At 74.6% G+C, this 21,619-nt stretch carries 19 protein-coding genes and 1 pseudogene; 15 read left to right on the forward strand and 5 right to left on the reverse strand.

The window, feature by feature from the left end:
* The first annotated feature begins 2 nt into the window (after window positions 1-2).
* From ACFY5B_RS12765 to ACFY5B_RS12780, 4 genes are read left to right on the forward strand one after another with little or no spacing between them, the layout of a single operon-like run.
* Window positions 3-908, forward strand: coding sequence for a hypothetical protein (locus ACFY5B_RS12765; RefSeq protein WP_389968511.1), 906 nt, complete (start codon window positions 3-5; stop codon window positions 906-908).
* Window positions 905-1,126, forward strand: coding sequence for a Trm112 family protein (locus ACFY5B_RS12770; protein WP_389968252.1), 222 nt, complete (start codon window positions 905-907; stop codon window positions 1,124-1,126). The genes ACFY5B_RS12765 and ACFY5B_RS12770 overlap by 4 nt, the downstream gene beginning before the upstream one ends.
* Window positions 1,123-1,950 carry an FkbM family methyltransferase gene (locus ACFY5B_RS12775; RefSeq protein WP_389968254.1) on the forward strand — a complete coding sequence of 276 codons (828 nt, stop codon included), beginning with the start codon at window positions 1,123-1,125 and terminating at the stop codon, window positions 1,948-1,950. The genes ACFY5B_RS12770 and ACFY5B_RS12775 overlap by 4 nt, the downstream gene beginning before the upstream one ends.
* Window positions 1,916-2,524, forward strand: a complete 609-nt coding sequence (locus ACFY5B_RS12780; protein WP_389968256.1) for a hypothetical protein — start codon at window positions 1,916-1,918, stop codon at window positions 2,522-2,524. The genes ACFY5B_RS12775 and ACFY5B_RS12780 overlap by 35 nt, the downstream gene beginning before the upstream one ends.
* Here ACFY5B_RS12780 and ACFY5B_RS12785 read toward each other — a convergent pair.
* The 3 genes from ACFY5B_RS12785 to ACFY5B_RS12795 form a co-directional block, all read right to left on the reverse strand.
* Window positions 2,505-2,987: a hypothetical protein gene (locus ACFY5B_RS12785; protein WP_389968258.1), complete on the reverse strand. Its 483-nt coding sequence runs from the start codon at window positions 2,985-2,987 to the stop codon at window positions 2,505-2,507. The two genes, ACFY5B_RS12780 and ACFY5B_RS12785, sit on opposite strands and share 20 nt — an antisense overlap.
* A gap of 103 nt (window positions 2,988-3,090) precedes the next feature.
* Entirely contained in the window at window positions 3,091-4,461 is a 1,371-nt protein-coding gene (locus tag ACFY5B_RS12790; protein ID WP_389968260.1) for an MFS transporter, read from the reverse strand.
* Window positions 4,462-4,527: 66 nt separating this feature from the next.
* Window positions 4,528-5,406, reverse strand: a complete 879-nt coding sequence (locus ACFY5B_RS12795) for a RimK family alpha-L-glutamate ligase (RefSeq protein WP_389968262.1) — start codon at window positions 5,404-5,406, stop codon at window positions 4,528-4,530.
* A 183-nt stretch (window positions 5,407-5,589) separates the two neighbouring features.
* On the opposite strand from ACFY5B_RS12795, the gene ACFY5B_RS12800 reads away from it, so the two are divergent.
* The 10 genes and pseudogenes from ACFY5B_RS12800 (at window position 5,590) to ACFY5B_RS12845 (ending at window position 19,189) form a co-directional block, all read left to right on the forward strand.
* Window positions 5,590-6,666 (forward strand): MerR family transcriptional regulator, encoded by a 1,077-nt coding sequence (locus tag ACFY5B_RS12800; protein ID WP_389968264.1) that lies wholly within the window; start codon window positions 5,590-5,592, stop codon window positions 6,664-6,666.
* Between the two features lie 59 nt (window positions 6,667-6,725).
* On the forward strand, window positions 6,726-6,884 hold the full coding sequence (locus tag ACFY5B_RS12805) for a hypothetical protein (protein ID WP_389968266.1): 159 nt from the start codon (window positions 6,726-6,728) through the stop codon (window positions 6,882-6,884).
* 383 nt (window positions 6,885-7,267) lie between these two features.
* A pseudogene (locus ACFY5B_RS12810) lies at window positions 7,268-7,470 on the forward strand (hypothetical protein); the annotation flags it as partial.
* A 35-nt stretch (window positions 7,471-7,505) separates the two neighbouring features.
* On the forward strand, window positions 7,506-8,951 hold the full coding sequence (locus ACFY5B_RS12815) for an acyl-CoA synthetase (protein ID WP_389968268.1): 1,446 nt from the start codon (window positions 7,506-7,508) through the stop codon (window positions 8,949-8,951).
* Window positions 8,944-10,284: a carboxyl transferase domain-containing protein gene (locus tag ACFY5B_RS12820; RefSeq protein ID WP_389968270.1), complete on the forward strand. Its 1,341-nt coding sequence runs from the start codon at window positions 8,944-8,946 to the stop codon at window positions 10,282-10,284. Before ACFY5B_RS12815 ends, ACFY5B_RS12820 begins: the two co-directional genes overlap by 8 nt.
* 80 nt (window positions 10,285-10,364) lie before the next feature.
* On the forward strand, window positions 10,365-10,703 hold the full coding sequence (locus tag ACFY5B_RS12825) for a CU044_2847 family protein (protein WP_200839424.1): 339 nt from the start codon (window positions 10,365-10,367) through the stop codon (window positions 10,701-10,703).
* A complete protein-coding gene (locus tag ACFY5B_RS12830) occupies window positions 10,700-12,388 on the forward strand; it encodes a trypsin-like peptidase domain-containing protein (protein WP_389968272.1) in 1,689 nt (562 codons plus the stop codon). The genes ACFY5B_RS12825 and ACFY5B_RS12830 overlap by 4 nt, the downstream gene beginning before the upstream one ends.
* Window positions 12,389-12,582: 194 nt before the next feature.
* Window positions 12,583-13,590 (forward strand): AAA family ATPase, encoded by a 1,008-nt coding sequence (locus ACFY5B_RS12835; RefSeq protein WP_388161943.1) that lies wholly within the window; start codon window positions 12,583-12,585, stop codon window positions 13,588-13,590.
* A gap of 5 nt (window positions 13,591-13,595) precedes the next feature.
* Window positions 13,596-17,981, forward strand: coding sequence for an SAV_2336 N-terminal domain-related protein (locus ACFY5B_RS12840; RefSeq protein WP_389968274.1), 4,386 nt, complete (start codon window positions 13,596-13,598; stop codon window positions 17,979-17,981).
* A gap of 170 nt (window positions 17,982-18,151) precedes the next feature.
* Entirely contained in the window at window positions 18,152-19,189 is a 1,038-nt protein-coding gene (locus ACFY5B_RS12845; RefSeq protein WP_344453187.1) for a rod shape-determining protein, read from the forward strand.
* A 156-nt stretch (window positions 19,190-19,345) separates the two neighbouring features.
* Here ACFY5B_RS12845 and ACFY5B_RS12850 read toward each other — a convergent pair whose 3' ends face one another.
* Both ACFY5B_RS12850 and ACFY5B_RS12855 read right to left on the reverse strand, forming a co-directional pair.
* Complete coding sequence (locus ACFY5B_RS12850; RefSeq protein ID WP_389968277.1) at window positions 19,346-20,299, reverse strand: anti-sigma factor RsbA family regulatory protein; 954 nt, start codon at window positions 20,297-20,299, stop codon at window positions 19,346-19,348.
* Complete coding sequence (locus ACFY5B_RS12855) at window positions 20,296-20,643, reverse strand: STAS domain-containing protein (protein ID WP_389968279.1); 348 nt, start codon at window positions 20,641-20,643, stop codon at window positions 20,296-20,298. The genes ACFY5B_RS12850 and ACFY5B_RS12855 overlap by 4 nt, the downstream gene beginning before the upstream one ends.
* 184 nt (window positions 20,644-20,827) lie before the next feature.
* Between ACFY5B_RS12855 and ACFY5B_RS12860 the strand changes: the two genes are divergently transcribed.
* The gene (locus tag ACFY5B_RS12860; RefSeq protein ID WP_389968281.1) at window positions 20,828-21,523 is read left to right on the forward strand and encodes an ANTAR domain-containing response regulator; all 696 of its coding nucleotides are present in this window, start codon (window positions 20,828-20,830) and stop codon (window positions 21,521-21,523) included.
* The last annotated feature ends 96 nt before the right edge of the window (window positions 21,524-21,619 follow it).

Consider the following 21,619-nt stretch of genomic DNA (forward strand, 5'->3'; position numbering starts at 1 on the left):
GAGTGGCCGCGGCCCTGCTGGCGAACACCCTGTACAGCCTGGGCTTCGTGCTGGAGAAGCGGGCGCTCACCTCTCTCCCCGAGGTGAGCATCCGGCAACCGGCCCGGCTGCTGCGCCTCGTCCTCGGCAGCCCCCTGTGGATCGGCGGGTCCCTCGCCCTGGCCGCGGGTTTCGCCGCGCAACTCGTCGTCTACCGCACCCTGCCGATCGCCGCCGCGCAGGGCATCTTCGTGTCCGGGCTGGTGCTGCTCGTACTGCTGTCGGCGCGGCTGCTCGGTGAGGAGACGTCCGGCCGGGAGCGGTACGCGCTGGGCGCGATCCTGCTGGCGCTGCTGATGGTGGTGCTGTCGCTGCGGGAAGGGTCGGACACCGTCAGCCAGGACGCGCCCTACCCGCTGGTCCTGCTGGTGTGCGTGCCGTCGCTGGCGGCCGGGGTGTGGCTGTACGGCTCCGCCGAACGGCGCACCCGCAACCGGCACCGGCGCCCGACGACCGGCGTCGAGTACGGCGTGGCGGTGGGCCTGCTGTACGGGGTCAGCTCGCTGGCGATCAAGGGCGTCGCCGGCCATCTGACGACCGACGGCATCGGCGGTGCGGTCCTGGACCTGCTGAGCTCCCCGTACCCCTATCTCCTGGCGTTCACCGGTGTGTTCGGCCTGGTGATGTCGCAGGCGGCGCTGCAGCGTTGCCGGGCCTCGCTGATCGTGCCGGTGTGCACGACCGTGACCAGTCTGTTCACGGCGGTGCTCGGCACGCTGTCGTTCGGCGAGGCCCTGCCGGACGAGCCGCTGCGGCTCGCGCTGCGGGTGGCGGGCACGGCCCTGGCGGTGGCCGTGCTGCTGACCATGCCGAAGCACGACGCTTCTCCCCAACCCTCCCCACCCGCCAAGGAGCTGACCTCACCGTGAAGCCCGACGACCCGCTGCTGAAGATCCTGGCGTGCCCGATCGACAAGGGCCCGCTGCACCTGCTGGCCGAGGAGGCCGGGCGGGAGGAGGCGCTGTACAACCCGCGTCTGCACCGCCGTTACCCGATCAGCGACGGCATTCCGCAGCTGCTGCCGTCCTCGGGCGAACAGGTGCCGGACGACGAACACGAGGAACTCCTGAAGAGGATGGCGCCGTGACCAGCCTGGCGGCCCGTGTCGCCCCCTTGCTGCCCACCCGTCTGGTGGCCGCGACGGCCCGCGCGCTGTACCCCCGGTTCGAACCGGAGCTGGCCCGGCTCGCCGAGCTGTGCCCGCCGGGCTGCGGCACGGCGGTGGACGTGGGCGGCTGGTACGGGCCCTGGACGCACCGCCTGGCCGGTCTGGCCGAACAGGTCGTGACCATCGAGCCGGTGCCCCATCTGGCCCGGCTGCTGGCCGCCGCCGCCCCGCCGAACGTCCGGGTGATCCGGGCGGCGGCCTCGGACCGGCCGGGCATCGCCCGGCTGTGGCTGCCGCCGGACGACTCGGGCGACCGGGGCGTGTCCTCGCTGGTCCGCCGCGACATCCACGGCCGTGCGCTGGACGTGCACTGCGTGACGCTGGACGAGCTGGGGCTGCGCGACGTCGGCTTCATCAAGATCGACGTGGACGGCAACGAAGCCGCCGTGCTGCGCGGGGCGACGGGCCTGCTGGCCCGTGACCGGCCGGCCCTGTTCGTGGAGCTGGAGTCCCGCATCCAGCCGATCGCGCCGGTGGTGACCTACCTGTCCCTGCTCGGCTACGACGGCTGGGTCCTGCCCGGCGACACCTGGGTGCCGCTGGCGAAGTTCCCGCTGGAGAACCACCAGGCGGACGCGTCCTACGTCGTCTCCCACGGCCTGCTCCGCCGTGTCCTGCCCTCCCCGCTCCTGCGCGGCCCGCGCTACGTCAACTCCGTCCTGTTCCTGCCCGACGGCCGACGCCCCGGCAGGGCCCCGGTGGGCGACGATGGGTCCCATGCCCTCCGGAAAGCACCCCGCTAGCCCCTTCACCCCGCTCGACTTCCAGCTGGTGCTGCTGCGCCGCATGGCCGACCACAACCCCGGGCTCGTGGAGGACGCCCGCCACGAGCTGGGGGTGTCGATCGCGGACATGCGCGAGGCGAACAAGCGCTGGCAGGCGATGGTCCGCTCCCCGCGCTCCCGTGCGCCCCTGTCCCGCTACCACTCGGTGCTGGGCGAGCCCGAGTCCCGTACGCCCCGCCGGATCGGCGACCTCGACTGCGAGGCCTGGCTGTGGCCCGTGCCGCTCTGGCCCGCCCTGCGCTTCGAGGTGCTGACCGCCCCGAACCGCGCGGTGTGGAACGAGTGGCTGGTCCGCGCCCCGGGCGCGGAGGGCCCCGAGCTGCGCACGCTGGACGACCTCACCCCCTGGTCCTGCACGGTCGACGAGGCGGCCCGTGCCTTCGCCCCCGCCCGTCCCCTGGAGGGCACGGCACCGACCCGGTGGGGACTGGCGTTCACCGCGCCGGACGCGCACGGCGTGCGCTGGGAGGCGGTCGCGGAGTTCACCTGGGGGCTGGTGCAGCGGGTGTCCGTCACCGGACGTCAGGACTGAGGCGCTCCGACCCGGTCGAGGGCAGGACCCGCACCCTGACCCGGCGGTCGGCGATGGCCTGTTTCAGCGCCGACTCGAAGCGGTGCACGTTCGGGATCCAGGTCTGCAGGATGGTGACCTCACGCTCGGCGCTGTTCAGGAAGCCCTCGAAGGCCTCCTCGGGAAAGCGCCGGTGCACCCGCACCACACCGCCGTAGTGGGCGCGCTTGCGGTCGCGTGCGAGGGCGTCGATGTCCAGCTTGGACAGCTGGACGCTGATGTTGTCCAGCGCCTTCAGCCGGTCGATCTCGAACAGCAGGAACAGCGTGACCGTGCTGAGGGTCAGCAGCGTGAGTTTGCCGACCGTGCCGCCCGCGAGGCCGTCGAGCAGGTCCAGCTGATCGGCGAGGGTGACGATGACGCCGACCGCGGCGGTGAGGCCCAGCACGATGCGCTCGGCCCAGTAGCGAAATGTGCGCTCCATGCCCACTCCCCCGTGCGGCTCGACGGCGTCGGCGATGACCGTACATCGTGACTTTGGGCCAAGTGGGGGATATTCGCCAGTAGTTCGTCCGGATACGTGAGTCCTAGCGGCTGTCCGGGTGCCGGGTCTTCGCCGGTACGCACCACCAGGCGAGGGCCGCCGCCGTCAGATAGGCGAGGGCGCCGATGCCCATGCTTGTCCGGATCCCGGCCCCGTAGTTCGCGGCCGAGGCGAGCAGACTGCCGCCGAGCGCGACGCCGGTGGCACTGCCGACCTGGCGGGTGGTGTTGAACAGGGCGGAGGCGGCTCCCGAGTAGGCCGGGGGCGCGGCGCCCATGACGGTGGCGGTCGAGCCGGTGAGGGCGAAGGACGTGCCGAATCCGGCCGCCATCATCGGGAGCACCAGGAGCCCGTAGGCGGGGTCGGAGCCCGCGGCGGCCCAGCCGGCCAGGCCCAGCGCGGCCAGGAGCATGCCGGAGATCACCAGCGGGCGGTCGCCCGTACGGCGGGACAGCCGGCCGGACAGGACCGAGGCGAACATGGTCATCGCCACCGCCGGGAACAGCGCGAGGCCGGTGCCGAAGGCGCTGTAGCCGCGCTGGTGCTGGAACTCCAGGCTGGCGGTGAACACCATGCCGTAGAAACCGAAGTTGAACAGCAGGCCGATGACGGCCCCGCCGCTCATGGTGCGGGAGCGCAGCAGGCCCAGCGGAAGGGCCGGGGACCGGGCCAGCCGCTCACGCAGGGCGAAGGCCGCGGCGGCCAGGACGGCCAGACCGAGCCCGGCGAGGACGGCCGGGTCGGCCCAGCCGCGCCGCCCGGCCTCGTTGAGGGCCGCGGTCAGCAGGGCGACCGCCGCGACGACCGCGACCTGCGCGGGCCAGTCCAGGGCCCGCTCGGCGCGCCGGGGAGAGCGGGCCACGTGCCGCAGGGTCAGCGCCAGGCAGGCGGCGCCCACGGGCAGGTTGATGAGGAACACCCAGCGCCAGCCGACCGTGGAGACGAGCAGCCCGCCCAGCAGCGGCCCGGCCGAGGCCGCGATGCCCGCCATCGAGCCCCACAGCCCGAAGGCCCGCGAGCGTGCGTCCGGCCTCGGGTAGGACTGCTGGAGCAGGGCCAGCGAGCCGGGCACGATCAGCGCCGCACCGAGCCCCTCCACCAGCCTGGCCACCACCAGGAAGGAGGCGCCGGGCGCGAGCGCGCAGGCCGCGGAGGACGCGGTGAACACCGCCACGCCCCAGCAGAAGACCCGCCGGTTGCCCAGCCGGTCCCCCAGCGCCCCGCCCGTCAGCAGGAACCCGGCGAGGACCAGCGTGTACCCGTCGGTGATCCACTGGATGCCGGTGAGCGAGGCCGACAGCTCCCGCCCGATCACCGGCACGGCGACGTTGATGACCGTCACGTCGAGGATCACCATGAAGTACCCGGCGCACACCGCCAGCAGCGGCGCCCAGGACTGTCGCTCGGAGGGCATGGCCCTACCACTACACCAAAAGCCGCATCACGGGACATCAGGGGATGTGTGCCCCGCGTGCCGTGCTCAGCCGGCGGCCGCCAGCACCGCCTGCACGACCCTCGGCAGCGAGTCCGGGTGCAGACCCAGGAACAGGTTCGGCTCGATCAGCTCAAGCTCCATCACGCACGGCTCGCCGTCCGGCCCGGTGACGAGGTCCACGCGTGCGTACAGCAGCTCCGCCTCCCCGGGCACGGCGGCCAGCGCCCGCTCGGCGACGGCCAGTTCGGCCGCGGTCGGCTCCCAGGGGCGGAGGTCGGGGTGGGCGACCTTGTCGGCGTCGTACGGCGTGCCCGGCGCGAGGACGGCGCCCTTGACGCTGGCGTGCAGCAGGCGCCCGCCGAAGAACTGCAGGGCCCGCTCGCCGTGCGTGTCGATGCTGCTCAGGTAGGGCTGCACCATGACGGTGAACCCCTCGGCGTGCATGCGCTCGACCTGCCGTACGGCGGCGTCCCGCTCCCCGGCCGGGTAGCGGGCGGCGTAGCGGGCACCGGCGCCGGAGGCGGGCTTCACGACGTACTCGCGGTCGGCGGGCAGGACGACCGGGTCGCCGGGTGCGAAGTACCGGGTGGGCACGGTGGGCACTCCGGCCTCGGCGAGCTGCCCGAGGTAGCGCTTGTCGGCGTTCCACCGCACGACACCCACCGGGTTGGCGAGCCGGGTCGTCTTCGCGCACCGCTCGGCCCACGCCGTGAACTCCCCGGCGCGCCAGCTGTAGTCCCACGTGGAGCGGAGGAGAACGAGATCGCACCCGGACCAGTCCACGTCCGGGTCGTCCCAGGGGACGGCGACGGCATCGGCCCCGGCTTCCCGCAGCGCGTCCACCAGCACCGGCAGGTCCCGGTCCTTGTGCTGCTCGCCGCGTGGGTCGTAGGTGACGACGGCGATGCGCGGGGTGCCGGCCACGGCGACTCCCTCCTCGTACGGACGATGTGCGGACGATGTGGCGACGATCGACTCGATGTCCGTCGCAGGCTAACAATCCCGTCCGGAACCGCGACAGCCCGTTTGACCTTCACCTTCGGTGAAGCCCCAGCATCGGTGGCGGAACGGACGAACACCCAGGACGCGAGGACCGCGGGGGGACGTATGGCCATGCTCACGATCGGCGCGTTCGCGAAGGCGAGCCGGCTCTCGCCGAAGGCACTGCGCCTGTACGACGAGCTGGACCTGCTGCGGCCCGCCCGCGTGGACCCGGACACCGGGTACCGGTACTACGCGGCCGGGCAGCTGGAGCAGGCCCGGCTGGTGGCGTGGCTGCGGCGGCTGGGCATGCCGCTGGCCGAGATCCGCCGGGTGTGCCTCCTTCACGAGGGCGACCCGTCGGCCGCCGCCCGCGAGATCCGCGCCTACTGGGCGCGCGTCGAGGCGGAGACGGCGGTCCGGCGGGACCTCGCCGCGTTCCTGGTCGATCACCTGACGACGGGCCCGGACGGGCCCGGGAAGGACACCGCCATGCTGGAACTGCGCTACTCCGCCCACTCGGACACCGGCCGCGTGCGCCCCGCCAACCAGGACACCGCCTACGCGGGCACCCGGCTGCTCGCCGTCGCCGACGGCTTCGGACCGGCGGGCGCACCCGCGAGCAGTGCCGCGGTGGAGGCGCTGCGCTTCCTGGACACGGACGAGGTCCCCGCCGGTGGTGTCCTCGACATCCTGGAGGACGCGGTACGGAGCGCCGAACAGGCCGTCCGGGACGTCGCCGACGGCTGCGACGACGTCGGCACGACCCTGACGGCCCTGCTGTGGACGGGCTCGCGGCTCGCGCTGGTACACATCGGCGACTCCCGCGCCTATCTCCTGCGCGACGGCGATCTGTTCCGCATCACCCACGACCACACGATGGTCCAGTCGATGGTCGACGAGGGCCGGCTGACACCCGAGGAGGCGACCTCGCACCCCGAACGCGCCCTGCTTCTGAAGGCCCTCACGGGCGGCGGGTCCTCCATGGCCCCGGACCTCCGCCTGCACGACGCCCGCCCCGGCGACCGGTATCTGCTGTGCTCGGACGGCCTGTCGGGCGTCGTCCCCGACACCCGCGTCCAGCAGCTCCTCGCCTCGCCCGCCACCCCCGACGAGACGGTGCGGGCCCTGGTCGGAGCGGCGAACGCGGCGGGCGGCCCGGACAACGTCAGCTGCGTGGTGGCGGACGTGGTGGAGCCCTGACCCGGACGGCGTAGGACCACGGTCTGGTCCTGCACACGGCCTGGTTCGAGCCGGGCGTCATGCACGTGACCGACGTGTGGGACGCCGAGGAGGACTTCCAGGGCTTCTTCGCCGAGCGCCTCGCCCCGGCCGTCCAGGAGGTCGGACTCGCCGGGCAGCCGGATGTCCACTTCTCGCCGCTGCACCGCCACTTCGTGGCGCCCGGCGCCGGCTCCTAGTCCCACGGCGGGCAACGTCTGCGCGACGGGTCGAACGATGCCTGACGCGGCACTGGGTCTCCTCCCCCGGCTCCCCGTCCACCAGCCGCACCTTCACCACCGTGCGGACGGTGGGGTGCCCCCGCTCGAGCCAAGCCGAGAGCTTGGGGGAGGCACCCGGCACCGCCCAGCTGCGGACCACCCGACCCCGGACGCCCCACCCCGAGCCCGGAAGGAACCCGCATCACCCGGCCCGCACAGCCACCCTCGCCTCCCTCCTGGCCCTGTTCCACCCCCCTCCTGGCCCTGTTCCACCTCCCTCCTGGCCCTGTTCGTCACCGTCCTCGTCTTCGACCTGGCCGGCGGCCTCACCGCCATCACCCTCGCCGTCCTGCTCTGCTCCATCGGTGCTCGCCGTCTCGGCGACCGCCGTCGACGTCAGCCCGTTCATGACCACGGCGCACTCGTCCCCGCCGCCGCACCCGACGTCGACCGCGAGCGTTTCTTCCGGCAGTTGATGGTGTACGGAGGGATCGTGGTCGCGGTCGTCCCCGCGGCGACATGGCTGGTGATGGTCGTCCCCGGCTGGGGACAGCCGTACCGGTGACCCGTGACAGGTGAACAGCTAAGGAGACGTGACGCGTGACCTCTCTCTTCCCGGCCCTGACCGGCGGCCCGGCCGACCGGCCCGCCCTGCGGTTCGGCGAGCGCTCCCTGACGTACGGCGAGCTCGCCGCCGCGGCCGGCGCGACGGCCGAACGCGTCGGGGACGCCCGCCGGGTCGCCGTATGGGCGACGCCCACCATGGAGACCGCCGTCGCCGTCGTCGCGGCGCTGCTGGCCGGCGTCGCCGCCGTGCCGCTCAACCCCAAGTCCGGTGAGAAGGAGCTCGGGCACATCCTGGCCGACAGCGCCCCCGACCTGGTGCTCACGGCGCCCGACGACCAGCTTCCCGAGCCCGTACGGGGCCTGGCCCGGCTCGACGTCGACGTGCACGGCACCGGAACCGTCCCCGTGGAGCCGGCCGACGAGAGCGCCCCGGCTCTGATCGTCTACACCTCCGGCACCACCGGCCCGCCCAAGGGCGCCGTCCTGCCGCGCCGGGCCGTCGCGAGCACCCTGGACGCCCTGGCCGACGCCTGGCGGTGGACCGGCGACGACGTGCTCGTCCACGGACTGCCGCTGTTCCATGTGCACGGCCTGGTCCTGGGCATCCTCGGCCCGCTGCGGCGCGGCGGGTCGGTGCGCCACCTGGGCCGCTTCACCACCCAGGGCGTCGCCCGCGAGCTGAACACCGGCGCGACCATGCTGTTCGGCGTGCCGACGATGTACCACCGCATCGCGGAGGCCGTGACGAGCGACCCGGAGCTGGTGAAGGCACTGACCGGGGCGCGGCTGCTGGTCTCCGGTTCCGCCGCGCTGCCCGTGCACGACCACGGCCGGATCGCGACCGCGACCGGACGGCGGGTGATCGAGCGGTACGGCATGACGGAGACGCTGATGAACACCAGCGTCCGCGCCGACGGCGAGGCCCGCCCGGGCACGGTCGGCGTCCCCCTGCCGGGTGTGGAGCTGCGGCTGGCCGAGGAGGACGGCTCGGAGGTCACGGCGTACGACGGGGAGACGGTGGGCGAGATCCAGGTGCGCGGGCCGAACCTGTTCACCGAGTACCTCAACCGCCCCGACGCCACCGCCGCCGCCTTCACCGCCGACGGCTTCTTCCGCACCGGCGACATGGCGGTGCGCGACCCCGACGGATACGTCCGGATCGTCGGCCGCAAGGCCACCGACCTGATCAAGAGCGGCGGTTACAAGATCGGGGCGGGTGAGATCGAGAACGCGCTCCTGGAACACCCGGGGGTTCGGGAGGCGGCCGTCACCGGGGAGCCGGACGCCGACCTGGGCGAGCGGATCGTGGCATGGATCGTGCCGGCGGATCCCCAGTCGCCGCCCGGGCTGGAGGAGTTGGCGGACCATGTGGCGCGGCGGCTCGCCCCGCACAAGCGGCCGCGGGTCGTGCACCACCTCGACGCGCTGCCCCGCAACGACATGGGGAAGATCATGAAGCGGGCGCTGGCCCATGGCTGAGCGTCTCTCCGCGCGTGAGGTCCTCACCGCCCTCGCCGACGACGCCACCTTCGCCGAACTCCCCGCCCCGACACGGCATTCGCGGCCCGACGGCCCGCTCGCCTGGCCGGGCTACGACGACTCCCGCGCCCGAGCCGCCGAACGCACCGGCGAGCAGGAGTCCGTGGTCTGTGGCACCGCCCGCGTCGACGGCGTCCGGGCCGTGCTCATCGCCTTCGAGTTCGGCTTCCTCGGCGGCTCCCTCGGTCAGCGCACCGGCGACCGGCTGGAGGCGGCGTACGCGTACGCCCGCGAGCGGCGCTTCCCGGTCGTGCCCCTGGTGGCGACGGGCGGCAGCCGCATGCAGGAGGGCATGCTCGCGCTGACCCAACTCCAGCGGGTGGCCCGCCAGTCGGCGCTCACCCGGGAGGCCGGTCTCGCGCAGGTCGCGGTCCTGCGCGACCCGACGACCGGGGGCGGCTGGGCCACTCTGGGCGCGGGCGCCGACGTGACGCTCGCGCTGCCCGGCGCCCAGGTGGGATTCGCCGGCTCCCGGGTGCGGCCGGCGGACGCGGACCCGGCGGCGTACACGGCGGAGGCGCAGGTCGCGGCCGGGGCGGCGGACGCGGTCGTACGACCGGAGGAGCTGCGCGAGACGCTCGGGCGCTGGCTCCGGCTGCTGACGTGCCCGTCCACCACACCCGCCCCGCCGCCCGAACCGCTCGGCGGGTCCGCGGTACTGCCCGTCACCGGCTGGGACGCCGTCCGCCGGGCCCGTTCCCCACAACGTCCGCGTGCCGACGCCTACTTGGACGCCTACTTCACCGAGAGGGCCGCGATCAGCGGCGACCGCTGCGGCGGCACCGACCCGGACGGCATGCTGTGCGGCTTCGGCACGCACGAGGGCCGGACGGTCGCCTACGCCGCGCAGACCGGGACGGCCACCCGCCCCGCCGGATACCGCACCGCCGCCCGGCTGATCCGTCTCGCGGACCGGCTCGGCGTCCCGGTGCTGACCCTCGTGGACACCCCGGGCGCGGCCAACGACGCGGAGGCGGAACGGCAGGGCGCGGGCGCGGCGATCGCCGACCTGTTCGCCGCGGTCGCGGGCGCCCGCACTCCGGTGACGACGCTGGTGATCGGCGAGGGCGGCTCCGGCGGCGCACTGGCCCTGGCCGCGCCGGGCAACACCTGGGCCACGCCCGACAGTTACTTCTCGGTGATCGCGCCGGAACTGGCGGCGGCCATCCTCAAACGGCCCCCGCGCGAGGTGGAGGCGACGGCGGACCAACTCCGCATCCGGCCACAGGACCTGGTGGAACTGGGGGTGATCCGGGGGACCGTCGGTGGATGAGTTCCGTGAATGCCCGCTGCGTCATCGAGCACCTTCCGTCACAATAGGGCTGCCCAGCGCAATCGAACGACGGGGGTGTCGTGGACGGTTTGGTCGAGTTCAGAACCGGTGACGGGGCCGTGGTCGCGGTCGAGGCGGTGGAGGAGCGGTCCGGCTCCCGGCTGGTCTCCCGCGGCGACGGCACGGTCCAGGCGGCCCGCACCTTCGAGGGCGCCCTGGACGGGGTGCGGGCGGCGGCCGAGTCCGCGCTGCGCGTCTTCCGGGACGGCTCGCTGCGGCCCGACGGCGTGGAGATCGAGTTCGGGGTGAAACTGGCCGCCGAGACGGGCGCGTTCATCGCCAAGGGCACCGCCGAGGGCCATCTCGTGGTCAAGCTGACCTGGTCCCCGGACGCCCCCGGGGCGAGCTCCGCCTCATGAACAGCGCCGAGTGGCACGCCCGGATCGAGTTACGGGGCCGGGTGACCGGAGCGGGTTTCCTCGTCACCCCGAGCACGGTGCTGACGTGCGCTCATGTCGTGGGCGACGGCGAGGACCTGGCGGTGACCTTCACCGAGCGGCCCGGCACCCCGGCGGTGTCCGCCCGGGTCGTCGCGCACGGCGGCTGGGCCGGTGGCGTCACCGACCCCGGCGACCTGGCCGTGCTGGAGCTCGACCGGGAGGTGCCGGTCGCTCCGGCCGCGCTGGCCCCGGCCGACGCGGCGCACGGCACGACGGACCGCAAGCTCGTCGTCTACGGCTTCCCGCGCGGCTTCGACGAGGGCACCCTCACCGAATGCCGTGTCACGGCACCGCAGTTGATCAGACGGGAGTGGCTCCAGCTGGAGGCCTGGCACCAGGGCGGCCAGCCCCTGGCCCCGGGCTTCAGCGGGGCCGCCGTCACGCTGGCCGACACCGGCGAGGTCGTCGGCATGGTCACGGCGGACGCCGGCAGCGGTGAGGTGCGCACCGGCCGGATGATGCCCACCCAGGTCATGGCCCGCTACTGGCCGGGCCTGCAGAGCCTGGTCCCCACCTCCGACCACGCCACCGCCGACCGGGCCCGGCTGCGCGCCCTGGTCGAGAGGGCGGCGCGCGCCGGCGTCGACTGCGACCCGGTGCGGCTGTACACGGCGGCGGCCGACCCGTTCGACCCTCCGCCGCCCGAGGAGGGGTTCGACTCGCTGTGGTCGGCGGCCCTGTTCGTGCTGTGCGAACTCGACGGTCCGGGCGCCGCCCGCACCGTCGCCCGGTTCGCCGACCGGCTCCAGGACCTGCTGCACGCCCCGGCCACGCAACCGTCGGCTCCTCACTGGTCGCCGATCCTCGTCGAGCTCGGGCACAGCGGGGCGGGCGACGGCCTGGTCCGGGTCGAGGTGTCCGCGTACAGCGAGGGGCGGCGCCACCCGGTCGACTGCGGCACGGTCGAGCGGCACCGGCTGCACGCCTACGTGCAGGAGGGGATCGAGGCGGCCTTCCGTTATCTGACGCCCGGCGCGGACGAGCTGGTCGCGTTCGCACTGCCCCGGGACTGGCTGGACTGGCCGGTCGACCGCTGGGAGAGCGCCCCGGACGACGACACGCCGCTCGGCTGTGTCTATCCGCTGGTCGTCACCGACCACGCCCGCCGCAAGGCCAGCACCCGGCACGTGCTGACCCGGACGTGGAAACGTCTCGACTCGTGGCCGGGCGCGCGGATGCACCGGGTGGAGTGCGGCGTGCCGGAGGAGCCCGGGCGGCTGCGGTTGCGGCTGCGGCAGCGCGACGCCTGCCTCGCCGGGTTCGGCACCGCCCCGGCCGCCGCCCGCACCCGGCCCCACTTCGACACCTCGCTCACCGCACCCGCCCCGGTGATCGTGTGGTCGCGGGGCGGCTGCGACTCCGGGCAGGAGGAGTGCGCCGGAGCGGACGGCTGCACCGGCAAGGCGTTCCTCGACGCGCTCGACGCCCACGTCATGGCCGTACCGCCCGCCGAACTCCCGCGCCAGGTCCTCGCCCTGCGCGAGGAGGCGCACGCGGAGGAGGACCACTGGGCCCACGGCATCCAGCTGCTCTGGGACGACCCGCGGCTCTTCGCCGACCCGCACGCCGTCGCCGCAGCGCACGCGAGGTCGCCGGTGGCCTGACACCACCCGCAGGCGACGCGCCACGCGAGACACCGGCACGAAAGCCCACCCGCAAGCGACGCGCCACGAGAGAGACCGGCACGAGAACCCACCCGCACACGACGCGTACGAGAGACACCCGCACGAAGTCCCGCCCGCACACGACGCGCCGCCAGAGACACCCGCACCAAAAACGGAGAGCGAGACCACTCCCCATGCCGCACTGGTCCGTCTACACCGGCCGCAACGAGCCGCACGACGGCATCGACGACCTGCCCGCCCCGCCGCCCTGGCGTGCCTTCGACGGCGGGCCCGCCCTGCCGCCGCCGCACGACGGCGACGACGCGACGGCCGTCTCCCCCGACCGTGTGCACCGGGCGAAGTCGTACGTCGCCGGTGAGGAGAGCGTCCGGCTCGTCAACGCCGCGCTCTGCCTGCGCCGCCCCCTGCTCGTCACCGGCCCGCCCGGCACCGGCAAGTCGTCCCTCGCCTACGCGGTGGCGCGCGAGCTGCGGCTCGGCCCCGTGCTGCGCTGGAACATCACCAGCCGCAGCTCCCTGGCCGACGGCCTCTACCAGTACGACCCGCTGTCCCGGCTGTACGCGGCCCGGGAGGCGCGGGAGGAACGGGGCGGTGTCGAGGACCACCTGCGTCTCGGCCCGCTCGGCACGGCCCTGCTCCCCTACGACCGGCCCCGCGCCCTGCTCGTCGACGAGATCGACAAGAGCGACCTGGACCTGCCGAACGACCTGCTGAACGTCCTGGAGGAGGGCCAGTACGAAATTCCCGAACTGGTGCGTGCCGCCCGGCACTCCGGCGACGGCGCGGCCGAGGTCCTCGCCGACGGCACGGACACGCCGGTGACCGTCCGCCGCGGCCGGGTCCGCTGCCGGGCCTTTCCGTTCGTCGTGCTGACCAGCAACGGGGAGCGCGAGTTCCCGCCCGCCTTCCTGCGCCGCTGCGTCCGGCTGAAGCTGCGCCGCCCCGGCCGGGACCAGCTCACCCACATCGTCCGGGCCCACCTGGACACGCCGGACGGGGACGCGGACCGTCTGATCACCCGCTTCCTGGAGCGGGCCTCCGGCGGCGAACTGGCCACCGACCAGCTGCTGAACGCCCTCTACCTCACGGGAGTGGCGGGCCTGGACGCCGAGTCCCGCGACGACCTCGCCGAGCAGCTGATGCCGTACCTCAGCGCGGCGGCCGACGGCGACGGCTTCTGACGGCGATGGCTTCTGATGTCGGACCCGGGCCGTCCCCGGTCGCCCGGCTCCAGGCGGCCCTGTCGGCGGCGGGCGCCGCACCGACCCCCCGGGAGATCGCCGAACTGCTGTGGCTGGCAGGGCAATTGGACCCACCGTCCGGCGATCCCGGGACACGCCGGCCGAACACCTCCGGGACTCCCGTCACGGAGGGAACGGCTCCCGGCCCGCAGGAGCCGGCCCCCGCCGCCCCCGAACCACCGCAGGCCGCCGAGCCGCCCGCCCCGCCCGCCCCGGCCGGCCCGGGCCGCGTCCCGCTCCGCCTCCCCTCGCCGCGTTCCCCGGACAGCCCCGGCCACCGCTCCGGCGGCGGATCGGCGCTCCTCGCCCCCGCGCCGCCGATGCTGCCCCGCCCCCTCGCGCTCCAGCGCGCCCTGCGCCCGCTCCAGCGCAAGGTGCCGTCCCCGCATCTGCGCCTCCTCGACGAACGGGCGACGGCCGACCGGATCGCGCGGCTCGGCGCCCACCCGGACGTGTGGTTCCCCGTGCTGCGGCCGGCGCCCGACCGCTGGCTGCGCCTGAACCTCGTGCATGACACCGGCCCCACCATGCCGGTCTGGCGCCCCCTGGTGAGCGAACTGCACACGGCGCTCGCCCAGTCGGGCATCTTCCGCACGGTCACCCTGCACCCCGCCACGCCCGACGGCCGGGCCCGCCAGGTCCCCGTCCTGGACGACGGCCGCACGGCCACCCTCGTCGTCAGCGACTGCATGGGCCCGCAGTGGCGCCCGGGCGAGGCGGGCGAGCGCTGGTACCGCACTCTGCGGCAGTGGGCCCACCGCATGCCGCTCGCCGTGGTCCAGCCCCTCCCCGAACACCTGTGGCCCACCACGGCGCTGCCCGCCGAGCCCGGCCTGCTGACGGCCCCGTCCCACGCCGCCCCGACGGCAACGCTCGCGTTCGCTCCGTACGACGCCTCAACGCCCCCGTACGACGCCTCACCACCCCCGTACGACGCCTCACCACCCCCTCACGACGCCTCGCCACCCCCTTACGACGCCTCGCCACCCCCGGACCTGGCCATCCCGCTACCGGTCCTGGAGCCGGGCGCCTCCTGGCTGGCCCACTGGGCCGCCCTGCTCGCGGACCCGGGCGGCGCCCGGACACCCGGCGCGGCGGCCTGGCTGCCGCCCGCTCCGCTGCCCCCCGCCGATCCCACCCCCGACATCACCACGGCCTCCGCCGAGGACCTGGTCCTGCGTTTTCGCGCGACCGCGTCCCCTGAAGCCTTCCGCCTCGCCGGGCACCTCGCGCTGGCGGTCCCCTCGGTCCCGGTGATGCGGCTCGTCCAGCGCACCCTGGAGCGCGACCCACGCCCCCAGCACCTGGCCGAGGTCGTTCTCAGCGGCATGCTCACCTCCGTTCCCGGCCCGCCCGGCTCCTACGCGTTCCGGTCCGGCGTACGGGAGTTGCTGCTGCGCTCCCTGCCGCGCACGGCCCGCGGCCGGACCCGGGAGTTCCTCGAACGGATCGGGGGCCTGATCGACGAGCGGGCGGGGTTCGCGGCCGGGGAGTTCCGGGCCGAAGCGGGCGGTGGACCGGGCGAGCCGGACGGTGGACCGGGCGAGAAGGGCGCGGCGTTCGCGACGGTCAGCGAGGAGACCGTGCGGCGGCTCGGCGGGGAGACGCTGTTCGCGGGACGGTACCGGCTGACCGGGCGGCGCGACTGGGAAGGGCACGTGTCCCGGGCCGTGGACGTCCGCACCGACCGGCACGTGATCGTGCGCCGGTACCGCGAGCAGCCCGCCCCTCAGGAACGGTTCCTGAGCGAGGCGCGGGCCCTGGCCGGGGTCGACGATCCGCACGTGGTGAAGGTGATCGACTACGGAGTGGAAGGCGACGCGCCCTACCTGGTGACGGAGTTCGTGGACGGCCTGACCGTCTCCGAAGTGCTCTCGGGCATCACCTTCCCGGCCTTCGCCCGCCTGGTGTGCCAGGGCATGGCAGGGCTGGAGGCCCTGCACGCGCGCGGTCTGGTGCGCGGGGAGCGTGGGCCGGCCGGCCTGCTGCTGCGCCCCGACGGCACGGTGCTGCTCAGCCGCATCGCCCTGGGCGAGGAGTCCCGGAACAAGGCACCCGAGGGGGACGTCGCGGAGTTCCGGTGGCTGCTCAAGCAGCTGGTCTCCGGCACCGAAGTGCCCGCCGAGCACCGGGAACTGCTCGACCTGATCGACCGGCACGAACTGCGGGAAGCCGCCGCCTACGCCGCCCGCCTGCCCGCCGAGTGGCCCCCGCCGCGCTCCTTCACCCTGCTCGGTCCCCTGCGCATCAGCGCCGGCACGGAGCCCCTGGAACCGCCCTCTCCCGAGGCCCGGGCGCTGCTGTGCATGCTGCTCCTGCGGCCCGGCAAGCGCGTGTCCCACTCCGAACTGGCCCGGGGGCTGTGGGAGGAACCCCTGCCGGAGCGCGAGGCCGCCGATCGCCTCGTCGCCCTGGCGGCGGAGGTCCGGCAGGTGCTGCCGGACGGCGGTCTCGTCGCCCTCTCCCACTCGTACGCCCTGCACGTGCCCGACGTCCACGTCGACGTGTGGCGCTTCGAGGAACTTCTCGCGGACGACACCGGCGACCCCCGGCGTGCCCTCGGCCTCTGGTACGGCGACCCCCTCGACGGCGTCCCGGGACCGGCCGCCGCGGCCACCCGGGAGCGGCTGCGCACCCTCAAGGCGGAGCTGGAGTCCGGGCCGGAGACCGCCGCCCCCACGATCCTCTTCGAGGCCGACGACCTGACCGGCCACCCCGAGGCCCGCATCACCCTCGAATACGCGGTGCACGAGATGCTCTCCCGCGGCGCCCTCGCCCCCCACCAGTACGACGTGCGCGTCCGCGGCGGCGGCTACGACGTCCACACCGAACCCGGCACCTACCTCCTCCCCGTCCTGGCCGCCGTCCTGCGCGGCCTGCCCGAGGTCCTCACCGGGCTCGTGGATCCGCCGCCCCTGACCGTCACGTTCTGGGACCGGCCCGCCCCGCCGCCCGAGCCGCCGCGCGTGCCCGCCGACATCCAGGTGATCGTCTCCCCGGACCTCTACGAGCAGTTCGCGGCCAGCTCGGCCGCCCAGGGCCCCCAGCGCTTCCAGCCCCTCTTCCAGGACGGCGCCACGGACACCCCGCCCGTCGCCTGGTACTGCCCGCTGTCCCCCGCCACGCCCCCGGAGCCCGGGGCCCGCGACCTGGTGCAGGGCCCGTTCATCACGCGCGACCTGCGCCGGCTCGGCATACCGGCCCCGGGCCGCACGGCCGTCGTCCACACCCGGCCCGACGGCCCGCTGACCCTCCTCGACCCGGCCCGGCCGCACGGCGACGGCGAACCGCGGCTCGTGACGTACTACGAGGTCGACCTCACCACGCACCAGGCCCACCACCGGGTCTCCCTGCCGAGTTCCGGCAAGGGCGCCTTCGCCGCCGCGGCCGAGCTCGCCTGGCACGTGGAGGACCCCGTCGCGTTCGTGCGGGCCGAGACCGGGCGGGTGTCCGAGGTGCTGCTCGGCCATCTGCTGGAGGAGGCGGCCCGTATCACCCGGCGGCACCCGCTGCGCCGGGCGGGTGCCGCCCAGCGCGCGGTCAACGCCGGGCTGCGCCACTGGCCGGTGCCCGGGCTCTCGGTGACCGCGTCGGTGCGGCTCGGCCCGGAGGGCACGGCCCTGCCGGGACCGCAGGGGGCCGCTCCGGCGCAGCTCCCGCTGCCGCAGCTCCTCGACGAGGCCGAGACGGTCCTGGTCGGGTTCGACGGGCCGATGGCCCGTCTGTTCCCGGCGGGCACCGCCCGCGAGGCCGTGCTCGGCCTGCTCGCCCTCGTCGACGAGCACCGCGACGCGCGGCACGCCCTGCCCGGCGCGGTGCGGGAGACGTTCGCCCATCCGCTGGACGTGCTCCGGGCCTTCGCCCGGGACCCGCTCGGGCCGCTGCTGCGGGAGCGTCTGGACGAGATCGAACTCCAGGCGGTGCCGCACGCGCCGGCGACGCACAACTCCGCGCCCCTGGTCCGCACCCTGCACGCCTCCGGCCGCCGCGTCTGTGTCGTCACGGACGTCTGCGCCGAGGCCGTACCCCGCTATCTGCGCCCCTACGGCGCCCTGCCCCTGGCCGGCGTCCACGGACGCGCCGAGGACCTCGCTCTGCTCACCCCTCACCCGGACTGCATGCTGCGTGCCCTCGACGCCTGTGACGGGTCGGCCGCGACGGGCCTGGTGATCGGTTCCACGGTCGCCGAGCTCGCCGCCGCCCAGCGGGCCGGACTGCGCTTCGTCGGCCTCGCCCGGAACACCACCACCGACCGGCAGCTGCGCGAGGCCGGCTGCGAGACCACCGTGACCTCCCTCGCGCCCCTGCTTCAGGCCGCGCGCTCCCTGTGACCGAACGCCGAAACCCCCGTTCGGCGGCGCCCCGCCCGGCCCCCCAGGAAAGGCGGCCGGGCCCCCTCCCGCGCACGATGCGAAAGAGGCCCGCCATCCCGGCGGACCCACGTCTGCGAGGCCCGCCACCTGGCGGCCCCCCACGGTCTGTGCTCTCGGGAGGACCTGCCATGACCGCCAGTCTGGAGCAGTTGCGCCGCTGCCACTTCGCCGTCGACCTGGGGGCGGCCCGCACACGCGTCTACGTCAAGGGCTCCGGTCTCGTCGTCGACCAGCCGTCCGCCGCCGCCGTGAACACCCGTACCGGCGCGCTGATCGCGGTCGGCGAGCTCGCGGAGAAGATGACGGGCCGCACACCGGACTACATCAGGGTGGTCCGGCCGGTTTCCGGCGGCACCGTCGTCGACATCGAGATGGCACAGCGCATGCTGCGGCACCTGCTCGGCGACAAGATGCGCCGCGCGCTGCGCCGCAAGCCGATCCTGCGGGCCGCCGCGTGCACCCCGCACGACGCCGACCCGCTGGCCCAGCGTGCCGCGATCGAGACGCTCGTCGGGCTGGGCGCGCGCCGGGTGGAACTGGTCGACACGCTCATCGCCGCGGCCGTCGGCTGCGGGCTGCCGGTGGAGCAGCCCGAGGCCACGATGATCATGGTGTGCGGGGCGGCGGCCACTCAGGTGGCCGTTTTGTCCCTCGGCTCGATCGTGACCGCCGAGCGGATCCCGGTGGGCGGCGAGGCCGTCGACCACGCGATCGTGCAGCATCTGCGGCACGAGCACGAGCTGATGCTGCCGAGCCAGTCGGTACGGCCGTTGCAGCTGGCCCTGTCAGGCAACGGCCTCACCCCGCAGGGCCCGGCCTCCACGGAGATCCACGGCCGGGACGTCGCCACGGGCCTGGCCCGTTCCGTCCAGGTCGACACCGCGGCCGTCCGGGAGGCCATCCAGACGCCTCTCACCGCGATCCTCGACGGCATCGGCAAGGTGCTGCGGGACTGCCCGCCCGACCTGGTCGCCGACCTGGCCGACCGGGGGATCATGATGGTCGGCGGCAGCGCCCTGCTGCCGGGCCTGGACCAGATGCTGCGGCAGGCGACCGGCATGCCGGTGCACATCGCCGAGCGCCCGGACGTGTGCGCCGTGCAGGGACTCGGCGCGATGCTGGAGGGCAGGATCGCGCCACTGGCGCTGGACCCGCTGGGCACCTGAACGCCGCCCACCGACGCGCCGGCCGCCGACGCCGAGCCGACGCCGAGTGCCTGAACGCCGGACGCCGACGCCGACGCCGAGTGCCTGAACGCCGGACGCCGAGACGACGCCGGGTGCCGAACGCCGAAGCCGGCCGCCCGGGCCCCGGGCGCCGGGTCAGCGGGCGAACCAGCAGCGCACGGTCGTCCCGCTGTCGCCCCGGTGCACCCGCACCAGGTCGGCGATCAGGTTGACCAGCAGGATCCCGCGCCCGCCGCGCTGGTCGCGGGGCACGGGGCGGCGTCCGGCCAGGACGTCCGCTAGGTGCCCGTCGTCGTGGACCTCGCACACCACGTACCCGTCCTCGGGCCACACCCGGAGCACACCGGAACCACCGCCGTGCACCACGCTGTTGGTGGTGAGCTCGGCCGTGGCGAGGGCCAGGTCGTCGAGCTTCACACCGACGAGGCCGAGCCGCGCGCCCTCGCCGACGGCCAGGTGCCGGGCGTGAGGGAGGGAGTCGGAGTCGAAGGCGAACATCAGCGCCTCCGGCACGGGCGGCAGCGCCTCGTTGTAGCGGGCGACCACGTCCCCGGGGGCGTACGCCGCGCTGTCCTGCTCCGCCCGGGAACCGGGGTGGATGACGGTGGGGTGGGTGGCGTACGCGTCGGTGACCATGTGCTCGGGCAGCTGCGCCACGTCGTACGGGCACATGATCGTCGCGGCCCGGCCCTGGAAAGCGGCGTTGATGAGCGCCTCGTGCTGGGCGCAGGCCGGGTACTCGATGCCGGAACGGCCGGCCCAGATGGGCTCGCCGATGATCCGTACCCGGCGGCCGGCGGGCTGGGCGTCGGCGAAGGCGCGCAGCACGCCCGGGATGATGCGCCCGGGGTTGCGTCCGGCCTCGCGCATGTCCAGCAGCCGCACGTTCTCGGCGGCGTCCCCCAGCGCGTCCCTGATCAGGGCGAGGTTCTTGCCGGGCACGGCGACGGCGACCGGCTCCCCGGCGTCCAGGCCGTCGCGCACGAAGGGCAGGGTGCCGTCGAGGTACTCCTGCTCGTCCCGGTAGAAGAGCGCGGGGTGGGCGAAGGGGTCGAGGGGTCCGAAGGGCTCGGTGACAGCGGTGCTCATGACGTCGACACCTCGATCCCCGTCTGTCCGGGCCACAGCAGGTCCAGCGTCCGCCGCAGGGCCGCCGGCGGCCGGCGCACCACGAACCGCCGGCCGTCCGGGAGCTGCCCGGCGGCCGCCGCGAGGGCACCGGCACCCGCGACGTCGACGAACGTCACGTCGGACAGCTCCAGGTAGTACACGTCCTCACCTTCGCGAACAGCCTCTTCCAGCACGCCTTCCCAGATCGCACGCGTCGTCAGGCCGACCTCCCCCGCCGCCCGGACACCCTGCCGCCCGGCCAGCGGGAACACCGCCAGGCCCGGCTCGGGGCCGGCCGCCGAGAGCTGATGCCGAGTCTCCAAGGCCTCTCCCCACGTTTCCGGACCACAGCCCTCGTACCCGTACGGCAGGAGCTCATTCCCCGAAAAGGAGTGTAGTAAGCCGTACGGCGGGCAGGCGCAGCTCACACGGACGTCCACGGGGGCGAGAGACGTCGTGCAGTCCGGCGAGACGAACACGACCGACGAGGACCGACAAGGCGGTGACATGACCTCAGCGGCATCACCACATCTCACGGGAGGGCTGGACACCCTGGTCATCCGTGGCCGCGTCGACGCGGCTCGCGCCGAGCTCACCCCGCGGGGTGAGCTCGTCCACGGTTGCGCGGACATCCTGGCGCGAACCCTGGCCGACCTGCCGGCCACCGTTACGCGGGTGGACCTGGACATGGAGGGCGTGCACTTCATGGACACGGCGGGTCTGCAGTTCCTGGACGTGCTGGCCGACCACGGCCGGCAGCGGGCGCTGACGGTGACGGCGACGAACTGGAACGGCCAGCCGCGCCGGATCCTGGAGCTGGCGGGCCTGGACACGACCGACCCGCTGACCGGCCTGGACACCACCGGCCCGGCCCCCGCGCCACCGGCCGTCCGCACCGTCTCCGCGGTCGCCCTGGAACGCGCGGAGTGCCTGCACGTCCTCCAGGAGGAGGTCGAGCAGCTGCGCCAGGCGATCGCCTCCCGCCCCGTCATCGACCAGGCGCGGGGCATCCTCATGGCCACGCACGGCTGCGCGTCCGACGAGGCGTGGCACATCCTGCGGGAGACGTCCCAGCTGTCGAACACGAAGCTGCGGGACGTCGCGGCGGCGGTGACGGCGAGCGCGGAGACGGACGGCCCGGCGCCGTCGGCCGAGCTGCGGACGGCGCTGCAGCGGGCCGTGGCGCGGCGCCGCCGGGGCTGAGGCCCGGCGCCGTCGGCCGAGCTGCGGACGGCGCTGCAGCGGGCCGTGGCGCGGCGCCGCCGGGGCTGAGGCCCGGCGCCGTCGGCCGAGCTGCGG

The organism is Streptomyces sp. NPDC013187 (assembly GCF_042899705.1).
Taxonomy (GTDB): Bacteria; Actinomycetota; Actinomycetes; order Streptomycetales; family Streptomycetaceae; genus Streptomyces; species Streptomyces hawaiiensis_A.

Bases quoted from the DNA above. Each gene is read 5' to 3' on its own strand.
- ACFY5B_RS12830 (WP_389968272.1), top strand. From the start codon at position 10,700: ATGAACAGCGCCGAGTGGCACGCCCGGATCGAGTTACGGGGCCGGGTG.
- ACFY5B_RS12860 (WP_389968281.1), top strand. From the start codon at position 20,828: ATGACCTCAGCGGCATCACCACATCTCACGGGAGGGCTGGACACCCTG.
- ACFY5B_RS12780 (WP_389968256.1), top strand. From the start codon at position 1,916: ATGGGTCCCATGCCCTCCGGAAAGCACCCCGCTAGCCCCTTCACCCCG.
- ACFY5B_RS12805 (WP_389968266.1), top strand. From the start codon at position 6,726: ATGCACGTGACCGACGTGTGGGACGCCGAGGAGGACTTCCAGGGCTTC.
- ACFY5B_RS12840 (WP_389968274.1), top strand. From the start codon at position 13,596: ATGGCTTCTGATGTCGGACCCGGGCCGTCCCCGGTCGCCCGGCTCCAG.
- ACFY5B_RS12835 (WP_388161943.1), top strand. From the start codon at position 12,583: ATGCCGCACTGGTCCGTCTACACCGGCCGCAACGAGCCGCACGACGGC.
- ACFY5B_RS12820 (WP_389968270.1), top strand. From the start codon at position 8,944: ATGGCTGAGCGTCTCTCCGCGCGTGAGGTCCTCACCGCCCTCGCCGAC.
- ACFY5B_RS12790 (WP_389968260.1), bottom strand. From the start codon at position 4,461: ATGCCCTCCGAGCGACAGTCCTGGGCGCCGCTGCTGGCGGTGTGCGCC.
- ACFY5B_RS12800 (WP_389968264.1), top strand. From the start codon at position 5,590: ATGGCCATGCTCACGATCGGCGCGTTCGCGAAGGCGAGCCGGCTCTCG.
- ACFY5B_RS12850 (WP_389968277.1), bottom strand. From the start codon at position 20,299: ATGAGCACCGCTGTCACCGAGCCCTTCGGACCCCTCGACCCCTTCGCC.
- ACFY5B_RS12845 (WP_344453187.1), top strand. From the start codon at position 18,152: ATGACCGCCAGTCTGGAGCAGTTGCGCCGCTGCCACTTCGCCGTCGAC.
- ACFY5B_RS12785 (WP_389968258.1), bottom strand. From the start codon at position 2,987: ATGGAGCGCACATTTCGCTACTGGGCCGAGCGCATCGTGCTGGGCCTC.